At 65.6% G+C, this 26,274-nt stretch carries 20 protein-coding genes; 13 read left to right on the top strand and 7 right to left on the bottom strand.

Annotation, left to right across the window (positions count from 1 at the left end; genetic code table 11):
• Window positions 1-87: 87 nt before the first annotated feature.
• The 5 genes from lptB to kdsD are packed head-to-tail and all read right to left on the bottom strand — an operon-like array spanning window position 88 to window position 3,736.
• On the bottom strand, window positions 88-879 hold the full coding sequence (gene lptB / locus M3A49_RS19520) for an LPS export ABC transporter ATP-binding protein (protein WP_266230287.1): 792 nt from the start codon (window positions 877-879) through the stop codon (window positions 88-90).
• Entirely contained in the window at window positions 876-1,568 is a 693-nt protein-coding gene (gene lptA / locus M3A49_RS19515) for a lipopolysaccharide transport periplasmic protein LptA (protein WP_028201864.1), read from the bottom strand. The genes lptB and lptA overlap by 4 nt, the downstream gene beginning before the upstream one ends.
• A 31-nt stretch (window positions 1,569-1,599) precedes the next feature.
• Window positions 1,600-2,199 carry an LPS export ABC transporter periplasmic protein LptC gene (gene lptC, locus M3A49_RS19510; protein ID WP_028201865.1) on the bottom strand — a complete coding sequence of 200 codons (600 nt, stop codon included), beginning with the start codon at window positions 2,197-2,199 and terminating at the stop codon, window positions 1,600-1,602.
• On the bottom strand, window positions 2,196-2,750 hold the full coding sequence (locus tag M3A49_RS19505; protein ID WP_266230286.1) for a KdsC family phosphatase: 555 nt from the start codon (window positions 2,748-2,750) through the stop codon (window positions 2,196-2,198). Before M3A49_RS19505 ends, lptC begins: the two co-directional genes overlap by 4 nt.
• Complete coding sequence (gene kdsD / locus M3A49_RS19500; RefSeq protein WP_028201866.1) at window positions 2,750-3,736, bottom strand: arabinose 5-phosphate isomerase KdsD; 987 nt, start codon at window positions 3,734-3,736, stop codon at window positions 2,750-2,752. The genes M3A49_RS19505 and kdsD overlap by 1 nt, the downstream gene beginning before the upstream one ends.
• A gap of 223 nt (window positions 3,737-3,959) precedes the next feature.
• Here kdsD and M3A49_RS19495 point away from each other — a divergent pair, with 223 nt between their 5' ends.
• The 13 genes from M3A49_RS19495 (at window position 3,960) to M3A49_RS19435 (ending at window position 22,029) form a co-directional block, all read left to right on the top strand.
• A complete protein-coding gene (locus M3A49_RS19495) occupies window positions 3,960-5,975 on the top strand; it encodes a cation:proton antiporter (RefSeq protein WP_254352521.1) in 2,016 nt (671 codons plus the stop codon).
• 110 nt (window positions 5,976-6,085) lie between these two features.
• The gene (locus tag M3A49_RS19490) at window positions 6,086-6,652 is read left to right on the top strand and encodes an adenine phosphoribosyltransferase (protein WP_266230285.1); all 567 of its coding nucleotides are present in this window, start codon (window positions 6,086-6,088) and stop codon (window positions 6,650-6,652) included.
• Between the two features lie 32 nt (window positions 6,653-6,684).
• Window positions 6,685-7,299 carry a LysE family translocator gene (locus tag M3A49_RS19485; protein ID WP_266230284.1) on the top strand — a complete coding sequence of 205 codons (615 nt, stop codon included), beginning with the start codon at window positions 6,685-6,687 and terminating at the stop codon, window positions 7,297-7,299.
• Window positions 7,300-7,317: 18 nt separating this feature from the next.
• Window positions 7,318-8,187, top strand: coding sequence for an NUDIX hydrolase (locus M3A49_RS19480; protein WP_266230283.1), 870 nt, complete (start codon window positions 7,318-7,320; stop codon window positions 8,185-8,187).
• 75 nt (window positions 8,188-8,262) lie between these two features.
• Window positions 8,263-9,132 (top strand): formyltetrahydrofolate deformylase, encoded by an 870-nt coding sequence (purU, locus tag M3A49_RS19475; RefSeq protein WP_254338633.1) that lies wholly within the window; start codon window positions 8,263-8,265, stop codon window positions 9,130-9,132.
• Between the two features lie 243 nt (window positions 9,133-9,375).
• Window positions 9,376-10,701 (top strand): MFS transporter, encoded by a 1,326-nt coding sequence (locus tag M3A49_RS19470; protein WP_266230282.1) that lies wholly within the window; start codon window positions 9,376-9,378, stop codon window positions 10,699-10,701.
• Window positions 10,702-10,746: 45 nt separating this feature from the next.
• The gene (locus tag M3A49_RS19465; RefSeq protein WP_266230281.1) at window positions 10,747-12,141 is read left to right on the top strand and encodes a NarK family nitrate/nitrite MFS transporter; all 1,395 of its coding nucleotides are present in this window, start codon (window positions 10,747-10,749) and stop codon (window positions 12,139-12,141) included.
• A 169-nt stretch (window positions 12,142-12,310) separates the two neighbouring features.
• Window positions 12,311-16,036: a nitrate reductase subunit alpha gene (locus M3A49_RS19460; protein ID WP_266230280.1), complete on the top strand. Its 3,726-nt coding sequence runs from the start codon at window positions 12,311-12,313 to the stop codon at window positions 16,034-16,036.
• Entirely contained in the window at window positions 16,033-17,586 is a 1,554-nt protein-coding gene (gene narH, locus M3A49_RS19455) for a nitrate reductase subunit beta (RefSeq protein ID WP_266230279.1), read from the top strand. The genes M3A49_RS19460 and narH overlap by 4 nt, the downstream gene beginning before the upstream one ends.
• A gap of 15 nt (window positions 17,587-17,601) precedes the next feature.
• On the top strand, window positions 17,602-18,294 hold the full coding sequence (gene narJ / locus M3A49_RS19450; protein WP_266230278.1) for a nitrate reductase molybdenum cofactor assembly chaperone: 693 nt from the start codon (window positions 17,602-17,604) through the stop codon (window positions 18,292-18,294).
• Window positions 18,291-18,974, top strand: coding sequence for a respiratory nitrate reductase subunit gamma (gene narI / locus M3A49_RS19445; RefSeq protein ID WP_254352511.1), 684 nt, complete (start codon window positions 18,291-18,293; stop codon window positions 18,972-18,974). The genes narJ and narI overlap by 4 nt, the downstream gene beginning before the upstream one ends.
• 268 nt (window positions 18,975-19,242) lie before the next feature.
• On the top strand, window positions 19,243-21,261 hold the full coding sequence (locus M3A49_RS19440; RefSeq protein WP_266230277.1) for a type IV pili methyl-accepting chemotaxis transducer N-terminal domain-containing protein: 2,019 nt from the start codon (window positions 19,243-19,245) through the stop codon (window positions 21,259-21,261).
• A gap of 72 nt (window positions 21,262-21,333) precedes the next feature.
• Window positions 21,334-22,029 (top strand): response regulator, encoded by a 696-nt coding sequence (locus tag M3A49_RS19435; RefSeq protein ID WP_266230275.1) that lies wholly within the window; start codon window positions 21,334-21,336, stop codon window positions 22,027-22,029.
• Window positions 22,030-22,059: 30 nt separating this feature from the next.
• On the opposite strand, the gene M3A49_RS19430 is transcribed toward M3A49_RS19435, so the two are convergent.
• Window positions 22,060-23,145, bottom strand: coding sequence for an AI-2E family transporter (locus tag M3A49_RS19430; RefSeq protein ID WP_254352508.1), 1,086 nt, complete (start codon window positions 23,143-23,145; stop codon window positions 22,060-22,062).
• Between the two features lie 111 nt (window positions 23,146-23,256).
• Window positions 23,257-26,148: an excinuclease ABC subunit UvrA gene (gene uvrA, locus M3A49_RS19425; protein WP_254352507.1), complete on the bottom strand. Its 2,892-nt coding sequence runs from the start codon at window positions 26,146-26,148 to the stop codon at window positions 23,257-23,259.
• Window positions 26,149-26,274 lie beyond the last annotated feature (126 nt).

Genomic DNA, 26,274 nt, shown 5'->3' with positions numbered 1-26,274 from the left:
GAGGCCGGAAAAGCGCGAAAGCGGATCGCGCGCCCGGGTGGGTGCTGCGGGGCGGCGGTGAGGGGGCGCGCGAGGCGCGCCCGGGGCTTACATGCGGAAGTGCTCGCCGAGATAAACGCGGCGCACGTTCTCGTTCTCGATAATCTCGCCGGGTGCGCCGGCCGCGAGGACGCTGCCGTCGCTGATGATGTACGCGTGATCGCAGATGCCGAGCGTCTCGCGCACGTTGTGGTCGGTGATCAGCACGCCGATGTTGCGCTGCTTGAGGAACTTCACGATCTTCTGGATTTCGAGCACGGCGATCGGGTCGACGCCCGCGAACGGCTCGTCGAGCAGGATAAAGCTCGGATCGGTTGCGAGCGCGCGCGCGATTTCGACGCGCCGGCGTTCGCCGCCCGAGAGTGACAGCGCCGGATTATCGCGCAGATGCGCGATTTGCAGCTCCTCGAGCAACGCTTCGGCGCGCTCGGTGATGAGGTCTTTCGACAGACGTTTGCCTTTGCCATCCACCTGCAGTTCGAGCACTGCGCGGATGTTCTCCTCGACGCTGAGCTTGCGGAACACCGAAGCTTCCTGCGGCAGATACGAAAGACCGAGCGCCGCGCGCTTGTGGATGGGCAGAAGGCTGATGGACCGGCCGTCGAGGTCGATCTCGCCCGCATCGAGCGGCACGAGACCCACGATCATGTAGAACGACGTAGTCTTGCCGGCGCCGTTCGGGCCGAGCAGCCCGACCACTTCGCCGCTCTTCACGTCGAGCGAAACGTCCTTGACGACGGTGCGCGAGCCATAGCGCTTCTTCAGGTTGCGCACGACGAGCGTGCTCGTCTTGCCGGCCAGCTGGCGGCCGTAGCTTTGGGGGGCGGTAACGGTATTCACTGTGGCGGCGCTTCCTGCAGCTTGGTGGACGGCGTGAGCGCGGCCGGGGCGCCGGCGGGTGGCTGTGCGCCGGTGGTGGTGTTGCGCGGCGAGAGCATGGCGCGAACGCGGCCGCCGGGGTTGCCGGGACCTGCGACGTCCTTTCCGGAGCGCGCCGTATAGAAGTCGTTCTGGCCGTCGTACGTGACGACGCTGCCGTGGACCTGATCCATCACCGTCGAGAGGCCCTGCAGACGGCGCACCGTGGCGCGCGTCGTGAGCGTGGTGAGGTCCTGCTTGCCGTCGTAGTCGATGCGCTCGGCCGTGCCGTCGACGTATTCGTCGAGGCCTTCGCGCTTCTGGCGGAAGTAGGCGAGCTTCTCGGCGGGCGTGCCCGGCGCGACGGTGCCGGTCGCGAACTGGTAGCCCTGCGGGTCCTGCGTGACGACGAGCTTGTCGGCCTTGATGAGGATCGTGCCCTTGGTGGCGACCACGTGGCCCGTGAAGACGGTCTGCTGCTTCAGATCGTCATACGTCATGTTGTCCGCTTCGATATTGAGCGGCTTGTCCTTGTCGGCGCGTTCGGCGTGGGCGGCGGGCGCGAGGCCGGCGAACAGCAGCGCGCTGGCGAGCGCCATCAGCGCCGCGAAGCGTGCGCGGCGCGCGTCGGGCGAACGGCCGTTCATTGGACGGGGAAGCGAATCGTTCATGCAATCGTGCCTTGCGTGGACGGCCCGGCGTTCAGGACGAGCCGCCGGAGTCAGCCGGGGCGATGGCTCCACGGACGTTGCCGAAGAGCTGGATGACCCGGGAGACATTGTTGTAGTTCATGCCGCTGGTGGCCGTCATGACCGACTGGCCGCGTCGAAGTTTAACCGGCTTTTCGGTCAGGATCACATCGTCGTTCACGAGCACTTTGAAATGCTCGGAATCAGCCTGCATTTCGGGATCGCCAGCGCCAGCCGCGCGCAGAATGCGCGCGTTGTCGTACAGATTGACGATCGAGGCGTCGGCGTTGACCGTGCCGCGCAGCCCGGTGGCCGTGACAATCGGCTTGCCGGGCTGGAATGCGCGTACGGCCGGGTTCGTGAGGTCGCTGTTCTCGTCGTCCTCGTAGTGAACCATGTGCGTGGCCGTGAGCCGGTACTGCGTGGCGCCCGACTGGTCGAGCTCGGACACCGAGAAGTTGTCGGCGAAATAGTCGGGCGTATGCGTGGGCGCACGCGGCGCCGCCTCCTTCTCGCGCGGCTGGACGGCCTGCAGCAGCCACCACGTGAAACCGGCGAGCGCGGCGACGCACACGAGCGGCACGAGCGAAGTGAGGCGGAACTTCGGGTTCATCGCGGCATCCCGGCGAGCGGCGCGCAGGCCTCGGCGAGCAGGGCGTCGTAACGGTTCTGCGCGCGCAGGATCAGGTCGGTGACTTCGCGCACGGCGCCGTGGCCGCCCACCTTGTCGGACACCCAGTGGGCGCGCGAGAGCACGTCCGGATGGGCGTTCGCGGGCGCGGCCGCGAAGCCGCACTGAAGCATCACGCCGAGGTCGGGCCAGTCATCGCCCATGTAGCCGCACGCTTCGGGCGCAATGCCCGTTTGCGAGAGCAGCTCGGAGAACGCTACGCGCTTGTCCTCGGCGCCTTGCCACAGGTGCGTGATCTTCAGTTCCTTCGCGCGCACGGCGACGATCTCCGAGCGGCGCCCCGTGATGATGGCCGTGTCGACGCCGGCTTCGCGCAGCAGCTTCGCGCCGTGGCCGTCGAGCGAGTTGAACGCCTTCATCGTGTCGCCCGCGCCGGTGAAGAGCAGGCCGCCGTCGGTGAGCACACCGTCGACGTCGAAAATCATGAGGCGCACACGCGCGGCGCGCGCGGTTGCGTCGAGTGGGATAGCCATCAGATCACCTTCTTGGAGAACAGGTCATGCATGTTGAGGGCGCCGATCAGCGTGCCCTCGGCATCGACGACCAGCATCTGATTGATGCGATGGCGCTCCATCAGTTCCACGGCTTCGACGGCAAGTTGGTCCGGGCCGATGGTGCGCGGGCCTTTCGTCATGACCTGCGCGATCGGCAGGTCGCGGAAATCGCCCACGCGCTCGAGCACGCGGCGCAGGTCGCCGTCGGTGAAAATGCCTTGCACGTGGCCGTCGGCGTTGACGACCGCCGTCATGCCCATGCGTTTGGCCGTGAGCTGGAAGAGGGCGTCGCGCACGGTGACGTCGTCGCGCACCTTCGGGATTTCGTCGCCCGTGCGCATCACGTCGCGCACGTAGGTGAGCAGGCGCCGGCCGAGCGCGCCGCCCGGATGCGAGCGCGCGAAGTCGTCGGCGCCGAAGCCGCGTGCGTCGAGCACCGCGACCGCGAGCGCGTCGGAGAGCGCGAGCGCCGCCGTCGTGCTGGCGGTGGGCGCGAGGTTCAGCGGGCAGGCTTCTTTCTCCACGCCGGCGTCCAGATGCACATCGGAGAGCTGGCCGAGCGTCGACTGCGGGCGATTGCCCGTCATGCCGATGAGCTTCGCGCCAATGCGCTTGACGAGCGGCAGGATCGCCACGAGTTCTTCGGATTCGCCGGAGTTCGACAGGCCGATGAAGACGTCGTCGGCGGTGACCATGCCGAGGTCGCCGTGGCTCGCTTCCGCCGGATGCACGAAGAACGCCGGGGTGCCCGTGGAGGCCAGCGTGGCCGCGAGCTTGCGGGCAATGTGGCCCGATTTGCCGATGCCGGACACGACCACGCGTCCGCGGCAGCTGAGGATAAGGTCGACCGCGCCTACGAAGTTGTCGTCGAGCCGGTCGCGAAGCCCGCGCACGGCGTCCGCTTCGATGTCGAGCACGTTGCGAGCGAGCTTCAGCGCCCGGTCGCCATTGATTTTCGCTATCATCCGCGGAGTATAGCAAAGGCGTCTGCGCGCCGCGCCAGCGCCCCCCAGCGCCAAAACCCCGTGCGCGAGCCGCCGGGCTTGCCCAGTCGTTTCTCCGTAGCCCTTCCCATTTAGCCCGTTATTAATGTAAACAGGCCCTAGCCGCCTTCGCGTCGATCAGTGACCCGGCGCGGGGCAGAATTCGCATCGCCGGTACCGCAGACGAACGAGGACGCTTCACACGATGATCTCCCCGCTGGAAATGACGCTGTTCCTGCTGCTCGCCTCGGTGGTTGGCGTCGTGCTGTTTCGTTATCTGAATCTGCCGCCGATGCTCGGCTACCTCACGGTGGGCATTCTCGTGGGCCCGCGCTCGCTCGGCATCGTGCCGGACACGCATGGCGCGCAGAACCTGGCCGAGTTCGGCGTCGTGTTCCTGATGTTCTCCATCGGCCTCGAGTTCTCGCTCTCGAAGCTGCGCGCCATGCGCCACGCCGTGTTCGGCCTCGGGCTTTCGCAGGTGCTCGGCACGATCGTGGTGGCGCTCCTGCTCGGGCTCGTGCTGGAGCCGTGGGTGCATATCACGTGGCAGGCCTGCGTCGCGCTGGGCGGCGCGCTCGCCATGTCGTCCACGGCCATTGTCAGCAAGATGCTTTCCGAGCGGCTCGAGATCGAATCGGAGCATGGCCGCAACATTATGGGCGTGCTGCTGTTCCAGGATCTGGCCGTGGTGCCGCTGCTCATCGTGATCGCGGCGTTTGGCGGTTCGTCGGCGTCGCTCGTCGAGTCGCTCGGCACGGCGGCCGTGAAGATCGTGCTCGCGCTCGGCATTCTGCTCATCGTCGGGCAGAAGTTCATGACGCGCTGGTTCACCGTGGTCGCGCGGCGCCGCTCGCAGGAACTGTTCGTGCTCAACGTGCTGCTCGTCACGCTGGGCGCCGCGTTCATCACCGACAAGTTCGGCCTCTCGCTCGCGCTCGGCGCCTTCATCGCGGGCATGCTGATCGCCGAAACACCGTACAAGCACCAGGTGGAAGAAGACATCAAGCCGTTTCGCGACGTGCTGCTCGGCCTCTTCTTCGTGACCACGGGCATGCTGCTCAATCCGCACGTGATCTGGCAGCACCCCATCATGGTGGCGGCGTTCTTCCTCGGGCCGGTCGTGCTGAAGGCCGTGCTCATCACCGCGCTCACGCGTATTTTCGGCGCCTCGCCGGGCGTGTCCATGCGCACGGGTCTCGGCCTCGCGCAGGCCGGCGAATTCGGTTTCGTGTTGCTGAACCTCATTCTCGACAAGCACCTCGTCGATGCCACGCTGCTCCAGGCGATCCTCGCGGCCATGCTGCTGTCGATGCTCGCCGCGCCGTTCCTGATCCAGAACGCCGACCGCATCGTGCTGCGCCTCTCCTCGACGGAATGGATGCAGCAGTCGCTGATGATGACGCGCATCGCCACGCAAAGCATCAAGCAAAGCGGCCATGTGATCGTGTGCGGCTACGGCCGCGCGGGGCAGAACCTCGCGCGCATGCTCGAATACGAGGGCCTTTCGTACGTCGCGCTCGACCTCGACCCCGATCGTGTGGCGGCCGCGGCGGCGGCGGGCGAGTCGGTGGTGTTCGGCGACGCGGCGCGGCGCGAGTCGCTCGTCGCGGCGGGCATCCACCGTGCGGCCGCCGTGGCGATCACGTACGCCAATACGCAATCGGCGTTTCGCGTGCTCCATCACATTCACGAGCTGGAGCCCACCTTGCCCGTGATCGTGCGCACGGTGGACGACGCCGATCTCGAGCGCCTGCTCGCCGCGGGCGCCACCGAGGTGATTCCGGAGATCGTGGAAGGCAGCCTGATGCTCGCCTCGCACATGCTGGTGCTCATGGGCGTGCCGATGCGGCGCGTGGTGCGCCGTGTGGAAGAGTTGCGCGACGAGCGTTACAGCCTTCTGCGCGGCTACTTCCACGGCACCGACGATGTGGGCGAGGACGGTCACGAGCAGGTGCGGCTACAATCCGTACCGGTCGACGAGCGGGCCGACGCCGTGGGCCGCACGCTCGCGGAACTGGGCCTGTACGAGCTCGGCGTCGAGGTGACGGCGATCCGCCGCCACGGCATTCGTGGGGTGGAACCGGACCCATCGACCAAGCTGCGCGAGGCCGACATCGTCGTGCTGCGCGGTCTGCCCGAGCAGCTCGCGCAGGCCGAGGAGCGGCTTTCGCGGCATCGCAAGCCGGGTGCGGCCGGCGCGGGCGCGGCGGCGGTCTGATACGCCGTCGTTGTCACCGTCGCTGCCGCAATCGCGAGACTGCGCCAAGGGGGTCCTGCCCCGTTTAAATAGCTCTACCGTTCTTTATCCAGCCACTGCCCGGAGAAATCATGTCCAACGCGCCTGCGAACCCGAGCGCTGAAGCCGCCCAGTTCGTGAACAGCCTGATCCGCACGGTGCCTGACTGGCCTCAGCCGGGAGTGCAGTTCCGCGATATCACGCCGCTCATCGGCCATCCGAAGGGCCTGCGCGTGCTGATCGACCTGTTCGTCGAGCGCTATGTCGATGCGAAGCTCGACTACGTGGCAGGGCTCGACGCGCGCGGCTTCATCATCGGGCCGATCGTCGCGTATGAGCTGAACGTGGGCTTCATTCCGATCCGCAAGATCGGCAAGCTGCCGTACAAGACCGTTTCCGAGACCTACAAGCTCGAATACGGCGAAGCGACCGTTGAGATTCACGAGGACGCCTGCAGCAAGGGCGATCGCGTCGTGATCGTCGACGACCTGATCGCCACCGGCGGCACCATGATGGCCGGCAAGCTGCTGCTCGAACGCCTCGGCGCGAGCGTGGTGGAGGGTGCCGCGATCATCGACCTCCCGGATCTGGGCGGCTCGAAGCTGCTCTCCGATGCAGGCCTGGCGCTCTTCACCGTGACCGCCTTCGGCGGGCACTGAAACCCGAACGCACACCGCCACGAGTCGATCTCATGCCGAATTTCGCGCTCTTTCTCGCCACCTCCATCGCCATCACGTTCGCGCCCGGTCCCGACAATCTCCAGGTGCTCGCGCGCGGCATTTCGCAGGGCCGCGCCGCCGGTCTCGTTGCCGCGCTCGGCTTCGCCGCGGGCGTGACGTTCCACACCACGCTCGCCGCGCTCGGCGTGGCCGCCGTGCTGCGCTCTTCGCCGCTCGCGTTCCAGATCCTCAAGCTCGCCGGCGCCGCGTATCTCGTGTGGATCGGCGTGAAGGCGCTGCGCAGCCAGGGTCTCGCCGCCGCCGGCGACAGGCCGCGCCAGCCGCTCTCCGCGATCTTTCGCCAGAGCGTGCTCGGCAACATCATGAATCCGAAGGTGACGCTGTTCTTCGTCGTGTTCCTGCCGCAGTTCGTCGACCCGCATGGCGCGCAGCACGTCACGCTGCAGATGCTCGAGCTCGGCCTCGTGTTCATGGCGCAGACGGTCGTGGTGTTCTCCGTCTTCGGGCTGTGCGCGGGCACGATCGGCGGCTGGCTGAAGCGCCGGCCCCGCGCGGGTGTGTGGCTGGACCGTCTCGCCGGCGTCACCTTCATCGCCATCGGCATTCGCGTCGCCTTGCGCGACTGATCAACGGAGTCCTGATCGATGACCTTGCCTTGCATTACCGACGCGCGGCGTTTCGATGCCGGCGCGCATCTGCCGTTTCATATCGGCGACGAGCGCGTGGGCTGGATACGCGAGAACGACGTGGCGCGGCTCGCGCGCTGGCCCGACGTGTTCGAAATCGACGGCGATGCGGATAGCGCCCGCGTGACGCTCGCCCCGCACTTCGATAGTGTCGATGCACGCAGCGCGGCGCTCGGCTCGGTGATTGGCGCACTTGCGGCGGAAGGGCATATTCCGGGCTGGCGCAACGAAACCTACGCGATCCGCAACGCCTTCGACGCGCCGCCGCTCGCCTTTATCGAACGCGCGGCCTCGCGCTTTTTCGGCACGATGACGTACGCGGTGCATCTGAACGGCGTCGTAGAATACGCGGATCCGTTGTCGCCCGGTGCGCCGCAATTGTGGATCGCGCGGCGCAGCCACACCAAGGCCACCGACCCCGGCATGCTGGATAACGTCGTGGCGGGCGGCATCGGCTGGGGCTTCGGCATCGAGGCCACGCTTGTGAAGGAGTGCTGGGAAGAGGCTGGCATTGCCGAGGACCTGGCGCGCGAGGCGCGCGCGGGCCGCACGGTGCACGTGCTGCAGTCGCTGCCGGAAGGCACGCAGGCCGAGCAGATCTTCATCTACGACCTCGTGCTCCCGGCCGATTTCGTGCCGCACAACCAGGACGGCGAAGTCGGCGAGCATCGCCTCGCGCGCATCGACGAAGCCGCGCGCTGGATCGAAGAGGGCGCGATGACGGTGGACGCGAGCCTCGCGACACTCGACTGCCTGCTGCGCCGCCAATGGATAGACGAAGACGCGTGCGAGGGCATTGCCGCGATCTTCGAACCGCCGACGCTGTGAAAGGGCGGCGGTTCTCTTAGCAAGGCCTCAAGCCCTTTTAGCAACACCAAAGTATTGACGGGAGTTACCAAGGTCATGTCGACCGATCACAGCTTCATCCTCAAACTGTCGTGCGCCGACCGGCCTGGCATCGTGCATGCCGTGTCGGGCTTTCTGTTCGAGCGCGGCAGCAATATTCTCGACTCGGCCCAGTTCGGCGACAGCCACACGGGCGAGTTCTTCATGCGCGTGCACTTCCAGCAAGTGGGCGGCGACCCGGGCCTCGACGGCCTGCGCAGCGCGTTCGAGCCGCTCGCGCAGGAGTTCGGCATGCGCTGGGAACTGCATGACGCGAACGTGAAGCCGCGCGTCGTCATCATGGTCTCGAAGATCGGCCATTGCCTGAACGACCTGTTGTTCCGCTATCGCACCGGCCAGCTGCCTATCGAGATTCCGGCGATCATCTCGAATCACAAGGACTTCTATCAGCTCGCCGCGAGCTACAACATTCCGTTCCATCACTTCCCGCTACTCGGCGGCACTGAGGCCGACAAGGCCGCGCAGGAAGCGCGCGTGCTCGAAGTGGTGAACCGCGAAGGCGCCGATCTCGTGGTGCTCGCGCGCTACATGCAGATCCTCTCGCCGCAGCTTTGCAAGGCGCTCGAAGGCCACGCGATCAATATCCATCATTCGTTCCTGCCGAGCTTCAAGGGCGCGAAGCCGTACTACCAGGCGTTCGATCGTGGCGTGAAGCTGATCGGCGCAACGGCGCATTATGTGACGTCCGATCTCGACGAAGGCCCGATCATCGAGCAGGAAGTCGAGCGCGTGGATCACAACATGACGCCGGACCAGCTCACCGCCATTGGCCGCGACGTCGAATGCGTGACGCTCGCGCGCGCGGTGAAGTGGCACGTGGAGCATCGCATCGTGCTCAACGGGCACAAGACGGTCGTGTTCCGCTGATCGTTGATCGCGTGCGACACCATGCCGTAGCGTGTTTCATGACACGCTACGGCTTTTCGAACTAATCGCATTGCTCTCCGGCGTGTTCGCATGCATGCGATTTTTCTTCCGCGCCAACTCGTTCCCTCGGTACTACTCCTTAAGTTCTAGTGGCGCATCGTCGCGCACTCCCTGCGGAGAATAGTCCGCACCTTTCGTCTTTCCTACTCTTGTCACGTCAACTAAACGACAAGAGGGAAATTCATGAAAGCCGCCCCATCCCCGCAGGCGGAACCTGTAGCCGATAGCCGAGCCTGGCGCGTGCTGGGTTCGAGCACCTTCGCGTTCACGATCTGCTTTGCCGTCTGGATGATGTTCGCGATCCTCGGCATTCCGCTCAAAAAACAGCTTCACCTCACCGATACCGAATTCGGCCTGATTGCCGCGATGCCCGTGCTCACCGGCTCGCTCGCCCGCGTGCCGCTCGGCATCTGGACCGACCGCTTCGGTGGGCGCATCGTTTTCTTCATCACCATGCTCGTGACCGTCGTGCCGATCTGGCTCGTCACGTACGCGACGCAACTGTGGCAATTCCTCGCGCTCGGCCTGTTCGTGGGACTCGCCGGCGCATCGTTCTCAGTCGGCACGCCCTATGTCGCGCGCTGGTTCCCGAAGTCGCGCCAGGGTTTCGCCATGGGTATCTTCGGCGCAGGCAATTCGGGCGCCGCGCTCAACAAGTTCGTGGCGCCGGTGCTGATCGTCGCGGCCGGTACGTGGACCATCGTGCCGAAGGTCTATGCCGTTGCGATGCTCGCGACGGCGCTGCTGTTCTGGATGTTTTCCGCGAGCAACCCTGCGCACCGCGTACCCGGCACGGCGAGCGTTGCGAGCCAGATGCGCGTGCTTGCCGACCCGCGCGTGCTGCGCTACGCGCAGTATTACTCGGTGGTGTTCGGCGGCTATGTCGGCCTGTCGCTGTGGATGCCGCAGTACTACGTGAACCAGTACGGCTTCGGCATCGAGCAGGCCGCGTTTCTCGCTGCGTGCTTCTCGCTGCCCGGCGGCGTGCTGCGTGCGCTAGGCGGCTGGCTCTCCGACCGCTATGGCGCCTATCGCACGACGTGGGCCGTGATGTGGGTCGCGCTCGCGTGCTTCTTCCTGCTGAGCTACCCGCCGACCGACTTCACGGTCCACGGCGCGCATGGCCCGCTCGGTCTGCATATCAGCACGGGACCGGTGTTCTACACGGTGCTGATGTTCGTCGTCGGCATTGCGATGGCGGTGGGCAAGGCCTCGGTCTTCAAGTTCATCGGCGACGAGTACACCGACAACATCGGCGCCGTCTCCGGCGTCGTGGGGCTGGCGGGCGGTCTCGCGGGCTTCGTGCTGCCGATCCTGTTCGGCCTGCTCGTCGACCTCACGGGCGTGCGCACCACCTGCTTCATGCTGATGTTCGGCGCCACCGTGGTGAGCCTGCTGTTCATGCACTTCTCGTTCCGCCCCGAAGCGCTCGCCCACGGCAGCGCGAAGCTCGCGCGCAAGGTTAGCGCCGCGACGCTGGCGCCGAAGGAAACCACGTACTCCGAATGATCCAACCTGCGCCGCGCGTGCGGCGCCTACCGAACGAGCACAATCATGTCCAAGTATCTCCTGACCCAATGGGAGCCCGAGAACCCCCGGTTCTGGCAGGCTTCTGGCGAGCAGATCGCCACCCGTAACCTGTGGATTTCGATTCCCGCGCTGATGCTGGCGTTCGTGGTGTGGTCGCTGTGGAGCGTCACGGTCGTCAATCTCGACAAGGGCGGCTTTCACTTCACGAAGAACGAACTCTTCTGGCTCACGGCGCTCCCCGCGCTTTCGGGCGCCACGCTGCGCATTTTCTATTCGTTTCTTGTGCCGATTTTCGGCGGCCGCCGCTTCACGGCGATCTCCACGGCGAGTCTCCTGATCCCGGCCTTCGGCATGGGCTTCGCGCTGCGCGATACGTCCACCTCGTATTCGACGCTGCTCGTGCTTGCCCTGCTGTGCGGTCTTGGCGGCGCGAACTTCAGCTCGTCGATGGCGAACATCAGCTTCTTCTTCCCGAAGGCGCGCAAGGGTTTTGCCACCGGCCTCAACGCGGGCATCGGCAACCTCGGTGTCTCGCTCGTGCAGTTCGTCACGCCGATCGTCATCTCGACGGCCGTGTTCGCTGGCCTGCTCGGCGACGGGCAGACCTACGTGAAGGACGGCGTCGAGCACAGCATCTGGCTGCAGAACGCAGGCTTCGTGTGGATTCCACTCATCGTCGTGTCTTCGTTCGCCGCGTGGTTCGGCATGAACGACATCGCCGATGCGAAGGCCTCGTTCCGTGAGCAGGCGGTGATCTTCCGCCGCGCGCACAACTGGATCATGTGCTTTCTGTATGTCGGCACGTTCGGCTCGTTCATCGGTTTCTCGGCTGGCCTCGCGCTTCTCACGAAGGCGGAGTTTCCCGCCATCAACCCGACTGCATGGGCCTTCCTCGGGCCGCTCGCTGGCGCGATCACGCGCCCAGTTGGCGGCTGGATCTCGGACAAGCTCGGCGGCGCGCGCGTCACGCTTTGGACCTTCCTCGCGATGATCATCGCGGTGATGGGCGTAATCGTGTTCCTGCCGGGCGGCGCGCTGGGCGGCGCACAGGGCAGCTTCGCCGGCTTCCTCGCGATGTTCGTCGTGCTGTTCGCGCTCACCGGCATCGGCAACGGTTCGACCTTCCGCATGATTCCCGTGATCTTTCTCACGCACCATCAACGCACCGAGAAGGGCAAGGGCGATGAGGCGCAGCGCAGCGCGCTCGCCGAAGCGGGCAAGGAATCGGCGGCGGTGCTCGGCTTCGCGGGCGCGATGGGCGCGTACGGCGGCTTCTTCATTCCGAAGAGCTTTGGCTCGTCGCTCGACATGAGCGGGTCACCGGTCGGCGCGCTCGTCTGCTTTATCGGCTTCTACGTGGTGTGCGCGGCGGTGACGTGGTTCTTCTATGCGCGCCGCAACGCGTCCACGCCTTGCTGAATCGGATTAGTCCTTTGGGAGTAGTGCGAACTCTCCCGTTGATGAATGGGCAGGCACGCACCTGCTCGCCATACTTGGAACGATACAGCTGCCCGTCGCCAGGCTTGCAACGCAAGCGGACGGCGACAGGCGCGATCGATCGATTCCAGCAGCAGTCCCGGAGAACCTGATGAGTTATTTTCTGGACCGGTTGAAGTTCATGTCGCGCGTGAAGTCGACGTTTTCGAAGGGCCACGGCGCGGTGGTGAACGAGGACCGCAAGTGGGAAGACGGCTATCGCAGCCGCTGGCAGCACGACAAGATCGTACGCTCGACCCACGGCGTGAACTGCACGGGCTCGTGCTCGTGGAAGGTTTACGTGAAGAACGGCCTGATCACGTGGGAAACGCAGCAGACCGACTATCCGCGCACGCGTGCTGACCTGCCCAATCACGAACCGCGCGGCTGCCCGCGTGGCGCATCGTATAGCTGGTACGTGTATTCGGCGCAGCGCGTGAAGTACCCGATGATCCGCGGGCGCCTGATCGAAATGTGGCGCGAGGCGCGCAAGACGCTCGACCCGGTCAAGGCATGGGCTTCGATCGTCGAGGACCCGAAGAAGGCGGCTCACTACAAGAGCGCGCGCGGCCAGGGCGGCTTCGTGCGCGCCGGGTGGGACACGGCCACCGAGATGATCGCGGCGGCCAACGCCTACACCATCGGCAAGTACGGTCCCGATCGCGTGGTGGGTTTCTCACCCATTCCAGCAATGTCGATGGTCTCGTACGCCGCGGGCGCGCGTTATCTGAGCCTGATCGGCGGGGCGTGTCTGTCGTTCTACGACTGGTATTGCGACTTGCCGCCTTCCTCGCCGCAGGTATGGGGCGAGCAGACCGACGTGCCCGAATCGGCCGACTGGTACAACTCCACGTATCTCATGGTGTGGGGCTCGAACGTGCCGCAAACGCGCACGCCCGACGCCCACTTCTACACCGAGGTCCGCTACAAGGGCACGAAGACGGTCGCAGTGTCGTCCGACTTCGGCGAGATGGTGAAGTTCGGCGATATCTGGCTCGCGCCGAAGCAGGGCACCGACGCGGCGCTCGCGCTCGCGATGGGCCACGTGGTGCTCAAGGAGTTTCACGCAACGGCGAAGTCCGCGTATTTCCGCGATTACGTGAAGCAGTACACCGACATGCCGATGCTCGTCACGCTCGCGAAGCGCGATGGCGCGCTCGTGCCGGACCAGTTCCTGCGCGCGTCGCAACTCGCCGCGAATCTCGACGAAGCGAACAACCCGCACTGGAAGACGCTCGCCATCGATGCGACCACGGGCGACGTCGTCGCGCCGAACGGCTCGATCGGTTTCCGCTGGGGCGAAGGCGAGCACGACGGCGGCAAGAAGGTGGGCCGCTGGAACCTCGAAATGAGGGACGGCGGCAGCGGCCGCGAAATCGATCCGCGCCTTTCGCTCGTCGATCAGCATGACGAAGTGGTCGAGGTGGGCTTCCCGTACTTCGGCGGCGAACATGGCGCGCTGCTCGCGCGCCGCGTGCCCGCGAAGCGCGTCGCGCTGGCGGACGGCACGAGCGTGCTGGTCGCCACCGTCTACGACCTGCAGATGGCCAACTACGGCGTCGACCAGGGGCTCGGCGGCCCGAACGTCGCGTCCTCGTATGACGACGACGTGCCCTGCACACCCGCATGGCAGGAGAAGCACACCACGGTGCCGCGCAAGCTCGTGATCCAGGTGGCGCGCGAGTTTGCCGACAACGCCGACCGCACGCGCGGCAAGAGCATGGTGATCGTCGGCGCGGCGCTCAATCACTGGTACCACAACGACATGATCTACCGCGGCATCATCAATCTGCTGATGATGTGCGGCTGTATCGGCCAGAGCGGCGGCGGCTGGGCGCACTACGTGGGCCAGGAAAAGCTGCGTCCGCAGTTCGGCTGGGCGCCCCTCGCGTTCGCGCTCGACTGGTCGCGCCCGCCGCGCCAGATGAACGGCACATCGTTCTTCTACAACCACACGAGCCAGTGGCGTCACGAGAAGGTGAGTCTGGACGAGATTCTTGGCCCGGGCGCGGACCGCGAACGCTACAAGAACCTGTCGATGCTCGACCTCAACGCGAAGTCCGAGCGCATGGGCTGGCTGCCTTCGGCGCCGCAACTGGGCGCCAATCCGCTCGACGTGGTGGACGCCGCGCAGCGCGCAGGCGTGCCGCCGGTGCAGTACACCGTCGATCAATTGAAGTCGGGCGCCCTGAACTTCGCCTGCGACGACCCCGACAATCCCGCGAACTTTCCGCGCAACATGTTCGTGTGGCGCTCGAACATCATGGGCAGCTCGGGCAAGGGGCACGAGTATTTCCTCAAGTACCTGCTCGGCACGCAGAACGCACTGTTCGGCGACGAAGCCGATGCGATCAAGCCCGCCGAAGTGAAGGTGCGCGAAGCGGCCGAAGGCAAGCTCGACCTGCTCACGGTGCTCGACTTCCGCATGAGCACGACGTGCCTGTACGGCGATATCGTGCTGCCTTCGGCCACGTGGTACGAGAAGGACGACCTCAACACGTCGGACATGCACCCGTTCATCCATCCGCTTTCGGAGGCGGTGCAGCCGCTGTGGGAGAGCAAGACCGACTGGGAGATCTACAAGGCCATCGCGAAGAAGTTTTCGGAGATCGGCGGCGCGCTTCTGGGCAAGCGCACCGACCTCGTGTGCACGCCGCTCATGCACGATACACCGGGCGAACTCGGCCAGGAGTTCGAGCCGAAGGACTGGCGTCTTGGCGAATGCGATCTGATCCCCGGCAAGACCGCGCCTTCGATGACGCTCGTGGAGCGCGACTATCGCGAGATCTACAACAAGTTCACCTCCGTCGGGCCGCTGCTCGAAAAGCTCGGCAACGGCGGCAAGGGCATCAACTGGAACACCGTGCACGAGGTGGGCGAGTTCGCACAGCTCACGGGCATCCAGCAGAACCGCGGCGCGGCCGAGGGACGCCCGCGTCTGGAAACGGCCATCGACGCCGCCGAAATGATCTTGACCTTCGCGCCGGAAACCAACGGCCACGTAGCGGTGAAGGCGTGGGACGCGCTCTCGAAGATCACGGGCCGCGATCACACGCATCTGGCCGAAGGCCGCGAGCACGACAAGATCCGCTTTCGCGACGTGCAGGCGCAACCGCGCAAGATCATCTCCGCGCCTACGTGGTCGGGCCTCGAATCGGAAGAGGTGAGCTACAACGCGGGTTATACGAACGTGCACGAGCTGATTCCCTGGCGCACGCTCACGGGCCGCCAGCAGTTCTATCAGGATCACCGCTGGATGCTCGACTTCGGCGAGGGGCTCTGCAACTACAAGCCCGCCATCGACACGAAGACGACCTCGCCGATGCTCGGCGCGAAACCCAACGGCGAGCACGAACTCGTGCTGAACTGGATCACGCCGCACCAGAAGTGGGGCATCCATTCCACGTACACGGACAACCTGCGCATGCTCACGCTGTCGCGTGGCGGCCCGCACGTCTGGGTCTCGGAAGCCGAAGCGAAGGAGGCGGGTCTCGTCGATAACGACTGGGTCGAGGCGTTCAACGTGAACGGCACGCTCACTGCGCGCGTCGTGGTGAGCCAGCGCGTGCCGCGTGGCATGTGCCTCATGTATCACGCGCAGGAAAAGATCATCAACGTTCCGGGCGCGGAAACGAGCGGCATGCGCGGCGGCATTCACAACTCGGTCACGCGCACGGTGCTCAAGCCCACGCACATGATCGGCGGCTACGCGCAACTGGCGTATGGCTTCAACTACTACGGCACCGTCGGCAGCAATCGCGACGAGTATGTGATCGTGCGCAAGATGAAGAAGGTCGAGTGGCTGGAAGGCCCGATGAAGGAAGGAGCCGCATCATGAAAATCCGCGCCCAGGTGGCGATGGTCCTGAACCTCGACAAGTGCATCGGCTGTCATACGTGCTCCGTCACGTGCAAAAACGTGTGGACGTCGCGGGATGGCGTCGAGTACGCGTGGTTCAACAACGTCGAGACGAAGCCCGGCATCGGCTATCCGAAGGAATGGGAGAACCAGGAGAAGTGGAGCGGCGGCTGGGTCCGCAACCCGAACGGCAAGATCGAGCCGCGCCAGGGCCCGAAGCTCAAGGTGCTGGCCAACCTGTTCGCCAACCCGAACCTGCCCGGCATCGACGACTACTACGAGCCGTTCACGTACGACTACGAGCATTTGCAGAAGGCGCGCCTCTCGCAGACGCCGCCCACCGCGCGCCCCGTGTCGGTCATCACTGGCAAGAAGATGGACAAGATCCATTGGGGTCCCAACTGGGAAGACGACCTGGGCGGCGAGTTCGCCTCGCGCAGCCGCGACAAGCTGTTCGAGAACGTGCAGAAGGAGATGTATTCGACCTTCGAGAATACCTTCATGATGTACCTGCCGCGCCTGTGCGAACACTGCCTGAATCCCGCGTGCGTGGCGTCGTGCCCCTCGGGCTCGGTGTACAAGCGCGAAGACGACGGCATCGTGCTCGTCGACCAGGACAAGTGCCGCGGCTGGCGCATGTGCATCTCGGGTTGCCCGTACAAGAAGATGTACTTCAACTGGAAGAGCGGCAAGGCCGAGAAGTGCATCTTCTGCTATCCGCGCATCGAGGCGGGGCAGCCTACCGTCTGCTCGGAAACGTGCGTGGGCCGCATCCGTTATCTGGGCGTGATGCTTTACGACGCGGACCGCATCAGCGAGGCGGCATCGGTCGAATCGACGCAGGATCTGTATCAGTCGCAGCTCGACGTATTCCTCGATCCGCACGATCCCGCCATTCAGGCCGAGGCGCGCCGCCAGGGCGTGCCGCAGAGCTGGCTCGACGCCGCCGTGCGCTCGCCCGTGTACCGCATGGCGGTCGAGTGGAAGATCGCGTTCCCGCTGCACCCCGAGTACCGCACGCTGCCGATGGTCTGGTACGTACCGCCGCTTTCGCCGATCCAGTCGGCCGCGGACGCGGGCCATATCGGCATGGACGGCGTGATTCCCGACGTGGCGAGCCTGCGCATTCCCATGCGCTATCTCGCCAACCTGCTCACCGCCGGCGACGAAAAGCCCGTGATTTCGGCGCTCAACCGCATGCTGGCGATGCGCGCCTACAAGCGCACCCAGGCCGTGGACGGCGTGAACGACAACGCGGTTCTCGCGCGCGCGGGCCTCACGCCCGAGCAGGTCGAGGACATGTACCGCACCATGGCGATAGCAAACTACGAGGACCGCTTCGTCGTGCCGTCGTCGCACAAGGAAATGGTCGAGGATTCGTTCAACGAAAAGGGCAGTTGCGGCTTCTCGTTCGGCAACGGGTGTTCGGGCGGCGTTTCCGAGGGCTCGCTGTTCGGCTCGAAGGTCGAAGGCAGCGTGGTGTATGTCGATATGCCGAAGTCGCGTCGCAAGACGCCGTCTGAAGCTTGAGCGGGGGACACCATCATGTCGATTTATCCGGTTCTCTCTGCGCTGCTCGACTATCCCGAGCAGCCCTTGCTCGACGCGCTCGACGAGATCGAAGCCGCGCTCGAAGCCCTGCCGAACGGCGCATTCGCCGCGGGCGAACTGACGCCGCTCATCGCGGCGCTGCGCGAGTGCTCGCTCGTCGAGTCGCAGGAAGCGTACGTGGCCACCTTCGACCGCAATCCGCGCCACTCGCTGCATCTGTTCGAGCACGTGCACGGCGAGAGCCGCGCGCGAGGCCAGGCGATGGTCGATCTGCTCGACGAATACCGCAACCACGGCCTCGACGTCGCGACGAGCGAACTGCCCGACTACGTGCCGCTCTTTCTCGAAGTGCTCGGCCTGATCGGCGAGGACGAGGCGCGCGCGCTGCTCGGCGAGGCGATTCACGTGCTCGCCGCGCTCGGCAATCAGCTCGAGAAGAGTGAAAGCCCCTACGCGGGCATCTTCACGGTGCTGTGCGAGCTGACCGATGTCGAGCCGCTGCCGCTCGTGGGCGCGCCCGTGCGCGACATGGACGAGGCGCTCGAACGTTTCGGCACCGGCGCGGACGGCGTGGAGCCGCTCACGCACGCGTTCGGCGCGAGCAACTCGCCGCAGGTCGTTCAGTTCCACCCGCGAGCGCAGTTTGCCGCGACCACTGCGGCTGCCTGCGCAAAGGAATCGCCATGAACACGTTCAATCAGTTTTTGTTCGGCATCTATCCGTATATTGCCGCCGCCATCTTCCTGTTCGGCAGCCTCGCGCGCTTCGAGCGCGAGCAGTACACGTGGAAGGCGGACAGCTCGCAGCTGCTCTATCGCGGGCATTTGCGCCTTGGCAATATCCTCTTCCACGTCGGCGTGCTCGGGCTTTTCTTCGGACATCTGTTCGGTCTGCTCACGCCCGTCGCTGTGTGGGACTGGCTCGGCGTGCCGCACGCGGTCAAGCAGCTCGTGGCGATGGTCGCCGGCGGCGTGATGGGCTCGATGTGTCTGGTGGGCCTCGCGATCCTGCTGCACCGGCGGCTTTCGAACGCGCGCGTTTCGGCCGTGACGCGCGTGGGCGACAAGGTGCTGCTGTTGTGGCTGCTCGTCACGCTGCTGCTCGGGCTGAGCACCATCGGCGAATCGGCTAGCCACATGGACGGCGCGATGATGGTGCGGCTCATGACCTGGGCGCAGCACATCGTCACGTTCCGCGGCGACGCCGCGAGCTTCGTGGCAGACGCGCCGCTCATCTTCCGCATGCACCTCTTCATGGGCATGACGCTGTTCGTGATCTTCCCGTTCACGCGGCTCGTGCACGTGTGGAGCGGGTTCGCCTCGATCACCTATCTCTCGCGCGCCTGGCAGCTCGTGCGCAGCCGCTAGCGGCCAACGTTTGCCTCTGGACGGCCGTGGGGATGGCCGTTCTTCGCGGGGAGCGAGCTCACTCGCATTCCCCGCTTTTTTCACGATGTGCATACGCCGGGGGCGCGCAACGTGGTTCGCCGGGACTCGCCCGCGAGGCAGGCGATCTGACGCATAGTGTCGCAGTTGGCGGTGCACACCGCGACATAGCGCGCGATCGGCTGCACTCCGTCAGATAATGTCGGTATAGGCGCCGCCGTTTCGGCGCAGCCGATTCCCGGTCCCGGCCATGACTCCGTCTTCCGACTCCGCAACCGCATCTGCCGCATCTGCCGCTTCTGCCGCTTCTGCCGCCGCGCAGGAAGCGCCGTTCCCGAAGCGGCTCTCCACGCGCATCGTTGTGCTTTCCACGGTCGCGCTCGCGCTCGTGCTCGCGATGATCAGCGGCACGCTCTGGCTTTCCTGGCAGCTCGAGGGCGGCGCCGCCGCGATCAACGACGCGGGCAGCCTGCGCATGCGCGCGAACGCGGTGGCGATCGCACTGTGGGAAGGCCGCACCGGCAAGCCTTCGCAAGTCGACGCCCAGATGCGCCAGCTCGACGAGACGCTGCGCGAATTGCGCGACGGCGATCCGGCGCGGCCGCTCTTTCTTCCCGCCGATGCGGGCATCCACGCGCAGTTCGAACGGGTCGCGGCTGCCTGGAACCACACGCTCAAACCCGCTGCGCTGAGCGACCTCGCCGCCAGCGGGGGCGAGCCCTCGACGTACATCGGCCTGCTGCCCGGCTTCGTCGACGACGCGAACCGGCTCGTCAGCCTGATCGAGCGCGAGAACGCGCGCAAGACCGCGTGGCTGCGCATTTCACAGGTCGCGCTCGCGGCGCTGTCGTGTGTAGGCACGATGGCAATCGTCTATCTGCTTTACCAGTGGTTCGTGGCGCCCGTGCAGCGCTTGCAGGACGGGCTCGCGCGCATCGAGGCGCGCGAGTTCGACACACGGTTGCCGGTCGAAACGTACGACGAGTTCGGTCATCTCACGCAAGGTTTCAACCGCATGGTCGCGGAGCTGCAGGCGCTGTACCAGGACCTTGCCGAGCGTGTGGACGCCAAGACCGCGCAACTGGCGGCGCAAAACCGCGAACTCGCCACGCTCTACGAGATGGCGGCGTTTCTCAACACGCCGGGCCCGGCGGAAAGCCTGTGCCACGATTTCCTCACGCGCGTGATGCGCGAATTCGACGCCGATGGCGGCACGGTGCGCGTCGTTTCGCCTGACGACGGCAATCTGCATCTGCTCGTCTCGGAAGGCATGCCCGAATCGATCACGCGCGCGGAGCAGTGCATGCCGGCGGCGGACTGTGCGTGCGGGGGCGCCACGGCCGAGGCGCCAGTCGTATTCGGCCTGATGGCGCAGCCAGGCGCGCGCGCAGCCGGCGCAGAAAGTGGAGAAAGCGGCCTGAGCGGGGCTTTCACGCAGCGCTGCCTGAAGGCAGGCTTCGTGAGCGTCGCGGTGTCGGCCATCGTCGCGCAGAACGAGACGCTCGGCACGTTCTCGCTGCACTTCCGGCGCGAGCGGGAGATTGCGCCGTCGGGCGTTCAGCTGCTCCAGACGCTCGGCCGCCACTTGGGCGTCGCGCTCATGAACCGTCGGCTCGTGGCGCTCGGGCGCCAGCTCGCCGTGTCCGAGGAGCGCAATCTCGTCGCTCAGGGGCTGCACGACAGCATCGCGCAAGGCCTGAGCTTCCTGAAGATGCAGGTACACCTGCTCGACGGGGCGGCCGGGCGGGGCGACCTCGACGAGATCCGCGAGATCGTGCCGCTGCTCGCGGGCGGCGTAGAGGAAAGCTACGACGACGTGCGCGAACTGCTGCTGAATTTCCGCACGAAGCTCGGCCCGGGCAAGTTGCGCCTCGCCGTGGAGGACACCGTGGCGCGCTTTCGCCGCCAGTCGGACGCCGAGTTGACGCTCGACTATCGCGACGAAGACGGGCCGCCGCTGCCGCCCGACCAGCAGCTGCAGGTACTCTTCGTGCTGCAGGAGGCGCTCTCGAATGCGCGCAAGCATGCCCAGGCGCTGCACGTACAGGTGAGTGTCGTGAATGCGCGCGACTTCCGCCTGACAATCGAAGACGACGGCGTGGGCTACGATCCCGCCGATATCGCCTCGCGCGGCGAATCGCACGTGGGTTTTCACATCATGCATGAGCGCGCGAGACGTCTAGCCGCCGTGCTCACGCTGCAGAGCGCGCCGGGGCGCGGCGCGCGCGTCGAACTGGTGCTGCCCGCCGCGAGCCGCATGGCCGCGTGAATGTGGCCAATGAACCTGGCCGACGGCGTCACGATCAGAATTGGAAGACATCGCGACAAGATAACGATCCCCATGACCATACGCATCCTGCTCATCGACGACCACACGCTCTTTCGCTCGGGCGTGAGCGCGCTCCTGCAGCGCCAGCCCGACCTGGAAGTGGTGGGCGAAGCGTCGGACGGCGTGGAAGGCGTCAAGCGCGCGAAGCAGCACCTGCCCGACGTCATCCTGCTCGACCTGAACATGCCGGGCCTCTCGGGGCTCGAAACGCTGCAACTGCTGGTGGAAGACCTGCCCGACACGGCGGTCGTGATGCTCACCGTCTCCGAGGAAGCCGACGAACTCACCGCCGCGATGCGCGAGGGGGCGCGTGGCTTCCTGCTCAAGAGCATCGACGCCGACGCGCTGGTCGCGGCGATCCGCAAGGCCGCGAGCGGCCAGCCGGTCATTACCGAGCACATGACGGCGAAACTCGTGGAGCAGATGCGCAAGCCTGCGCATTCGACCGGCGTGACCGGCGCGACTGGCGCCGCGCGTGCGAGCGCGGAGACGCTCACGGCGCGCGAGCGCGACATCGTGCGCGAGCTGGCGCGCGGCGCGAGCAACAAGGAGATTGCGCGTACGCTCGACCTGGCGGAGAGCACGGTGAAGATTCACGTGCGCAACATTCTGCGCAAGCTCAATCTCACGAGCCGCGTGCAGGTGGCGATCTACGCCATGGGGCACGACGGCATGACCGACGTGCCCGGCGAGCCGCGCGGGCGCTGAAGGCCGCGCGCGGGCCTGGGAGAGAGCGGCTCAGACGAGCCGCAGATAAATCAGTTCGCGCTTGATATACGCGTAGAAAATCGGCGCGGCGATCACGCCTTGAATGCCGAACGCGGCTTCCATCACGAGCATCGCGACGAGCAGCTCCCACGTGCGCGCCTCGATCTGGCCGCCCACGATGCGCGCGTTCAGGAAATATTCGAGCTTGTGGATCAGGATGAGGAACACGAGCGCCGTGACCGCCGCGGGCAGGCTCACGGTGAGCGCGATGGCGACGATCAGCGTGTTCGAGATCAGGTTGCCGATCACGGGCAAGAGGCCCACCACGAAGGTCACCACGACCAGCATCTTCGCGAGCGGCAGCGGCGCGTGAAACAACGGCAGCGCGAGCAGGAGAAAGAGGCCGGTGAACACCGTGTTGATGGACGAAATCTTCACCTGCGCGAACACGATGCGGCGGAACGCGTCGGCGAAACGGGACACGCGTGCGACGAACGCCGTGGAAAGCGGCAGCCGCGTGGCGTTCTTCTGCGCGCCAATGGCGATGATCGCGCCGATGATCATGCCGATCACGATATGTCCGAAGATACGCGCGGCGTTCTTGCCGCCCTGGCCGAGCTGGGTGGCGTGCTCGTGCATGAGCGCGAGCGCCTTGAGCTTCATCTGGGCGACGTCCACGGGCAGATAGGCGGCGATGGACTCGGGAATGCGCCCGCGCGCCTGGTCGACGAACGTCATCATCTGCGCCATGACCTTCTGCACGCTCGGCACGTCGCTTTCGAACTGCTCGATGACGCCCACGGTGAGCCCCGTGAGCACGCCCACGATCACGATGGAAACCAGCACCACGGAGAGCCAGCGTGCGCGGCTGCTCGACATGCGCCGCTCGATGAGCGGCGAAATGGTATGAACGAGCTGGAACACGAGCATGCCCGCGAGCAGCGCGCCGAGCAGGTTCAGGTGCAGGATTGCCAGCATGCCGGCGAGCGCGGCCACATAGCTGCCGATTTCCACTGCCGAAAGCTTCGGCAGGCTCATGTCGCTCGTGAGCCTGACCGGCCGTGGCCGCAGGTCGCGCACCTGTTTATCTTCGGTCGCTTCGTTGCGCTTGACCATGTTGGGTGTATTCCGTCTCCAAACTAGGGGGCGCAAGCGCCCCCGACCCGTTGTCGCTGCAGCTATTTCTACTGCTAAATTTCCGGCCCGGTTGTCAGCCCGCCTGGCGGGTCATTTGCCCGAGGCCGTGTCCAGCGCGGCGATCTGGCGCTTGAGCAGCGGCGCGAGATAGCGGCCCGTGAAGCTTGCCTTCGACTTCGCCACCTGTTCGGGCGTCCCCTGGGCCACGATCTGCCCACCGCCCGCGCCGCCTTCCGGTCCCATGTCCACGACCCAGTCGGCGGTTTTGATTACATCGAGATTATGCTCGATGATGACCACCGTGTTGCCCTGATCTCGAAGCCGGTGAATCACTTCCAGCAAAAGCGCGATGTCGTGGAAGTGCAGGCCCGTGGTCGGCTCGTCGAGTATATACAGCGTGCGGCCGGTGTCCCGCTTGGAAAGCTCGAGTGAAAGCTTCACGCGCTGCGCCTCGCCGCCCGAGAGCGTGGTGGCCGACTGGCCGAGGCGGATGTAGCCGAGGCCCACATCGAGCAGCGTCTTGAGCTTGCGCGCCACCACCGGCACCGCCTTGAAGAACTCGTAGGCGGCTTCCACCGTCATGTCGAGCACTTCGCTGATGTTCCGGCCCTTGTATTGAATCTCCAGCGTCTCGCGGTTGTAGCGCTTGCCGTGGCAGACGTCGCAGGGCACGTACACGTCGGGCAGGAAGTGCATTTCCACCTTGAGCACGCCGTCGCCCTGGCAGCTTTCGCAGCGCCCGCCCTTCACGTTGAACGAGAAGCGGCCCGACTCGTAGCCGCGTTCCTTGGCGGCCGGCACGCCCGCGAACAGTTCGCGGATGGGCGTGAAGAGGCCCGTGTAGGTGGCCGGGTTCGAGCGCGGCGTGCGCCCGATCGGCGACTGGTCGACGTTGATGACCTTGTCGAAGTGCTCCAGGCCCTCGATCGCCTCGAACGGCGCCGGTTCCGCAGACGATCCATACAGATGCTGCGACACGGCGTGATAAAGCGTGTCGTTGATGAGCGTGGACTTGCCCGAGCCCGAGACGCCCGTCACGCAGGTCAAAAGACCGACGGGCAGGTCGAGCGTCACGTGCTTGAGGTTGTTGCCGTGGGCCTCGACGATGCGCAGGCGGCGCTCGCCGGGCTCGAGGCGCTCGTCGGGATAGTCGATGCGGCGCGCGCCCGAGAGGTACTGGCCCGTCATCGAGGCCGGATCGTGCTCGACTTCGCCTGGTGTGCCTTGCGAAATCACCATGCCGCCGTGCTCGCCCGCGCCCGGACCCATGTCGACCACGTAGTCGGCCATGCGGATCATGTCCTCGTCGTGCTCGACGACGATCACCGAATTGCCGAGGTCGCGCAGATGCTTGAGCGTGGAGATGAGGCGGTCGTTGTCGCGCTGGTGCAGGCCGATGGACGGCTCGTCGAGCACGTACATCACGCCCGTCAGGCCCGAGCCGATCTGCGAGGCGAGGCGGATGCGCTGCGCCTCGCCGCCGGAAAGCGTCTCGGCGCTGCGTTCGAGCGAGAGATAGTCGAGCCCGACGTTATTGAGGAACATGAGGCGCGCGACGATTTCCTTGACCACCTTGTCGGCGATCTCGCGCTTTGCACCTTCGAGGTGCAGCGTCTGGAAGTAGCCGAGGGTGTCGCGCAGCGGCCAGCCGCTCACTTCATAAATGGCACGCGCCTCTTCGCCTGCGCCGATGCGCACGAAGCGCGCCTCGCGGCGCAGACGGGTGCCTTCGCAGTGCGGGCAGGCCTGGTTGTTCTGGTACTTCGAAAGCTCCTCGCGCACGGCGGCCGAGTCGGTCTCGCGGTAGCGGCGCTCCAGGTTCGGGATGATCCCTTCGAAGACATGCTCGCGCACTGAAGTGCGGCCGCGCTCGTTGATGTACGAGAACGGAATCTCCTGCTTGCCGGAGCCGTAGAGCAGGATCTTGCGCACTTTCTCCGGCAGGTCCTCGAACGCGGTGTCGATGTCGAAGTCGTAGAACGCGGCCAGGCTCTGCAGCATCTGGAAGTAGAACTGGTTGCGCCGGTCCCAGCCCTTCACGGCGCCCGCCGCGAGCGACAGCGACGGGTGCGCGACCACGCGCTTCGGATCGAAAAACGTGATCTGGCCCAGACCGTCGCACTCGGGGCACGCGCCCATCGGGTTGTTGAACGAGAAGAGGCGCGGTTCCAGCTCCGGCAGCGAATACGAGCAGATCGGGCAGGCGAACTTCGAGCTGAACAGGTGCTCGCGGTTGGTGTCCATTTCGAGTGCGATGGCGCGGCCGTCGGCCAGACGCAGCGCGGTTTCGAACGACTCCGCGAGGCGCTGCTTCATGTCGGGGCGCACCTTCAGGCGGTCCACCACCACGTCGATGGTGTGGCGCTCGCTCTTCTTGAGCTTGGGCAGCGACTCCACCTCGTAGATCTTCGCTTCCCCTTCGTTGGCCGTGCCGCCGCCCGAGCGCACCCGAAAGCGCACGAAACCCTGCGCCTGCATGTCGTCGAACAGCTCGGCGTGCTCGCCCTTGCGGTCCACGATCACGGGAGCCAGGATCATCAGTTTCGTTTCTTCGGGGAGGGCCAGCGCGGCGTCCACCATCTGCGAGACGCTTTGCGACTCCAGCGGAATCTCGTGGTCCGGGCAGTAGGGCGTGCCGATGCGTGCGTAAAGCAGCCGCAGATAGTCGTGGATCTCGGTGACGGTGCCGACGGTGGAGCGCGGGTTGTGCGACGTGGCCTTCTGCTCGATGGAAATCGCCGGCGACAGACCCTCGATCAGGTCGACGTCGGGCTTCTCCATGAGCTGCAGGAACTGGCGCGCGTAGGCCGAGAGGCTTTCCACGTAGCGGCGCTGGCCTTCTGCGTAGAGCGTGTCGAACGCCAGCGAGGACTTGCCCGAGCCCGAAAGCCCGGTGATGACCACGAGCTTGTGGCGCGGCAGGTCCAGATTGACGTTCTTCAGGTTGTGGGTTCGGGCCCCACGGATACGGATCTGTTCCATGAACCTGCGGGAGAAAGGGAAACCAAACCTGCTACTATAACGACTTTTCCAGACCGCCGTTACGGCTTGCTGACGGTCTTTGAAAGGGCCCGGAGCGGCGAGTGCAAGGGCCTCGAAAGAGGCGCG

The organism is Paraburkholderia sp. CNPSo 3076 (assembly GCF_026343935.1).
In the GTDB taxonomy this organism is placed as follows: domain Bacteria; phylum Pseudomonadota; class Gammaproteobacteria; order Burkholderiales; family Burkholderiaceae; genus Paraburkholderia; species Paraburkholderia nodosa.
This window is presented reverse-complemented; position numbering and strand designations above follow the sequence as displayed.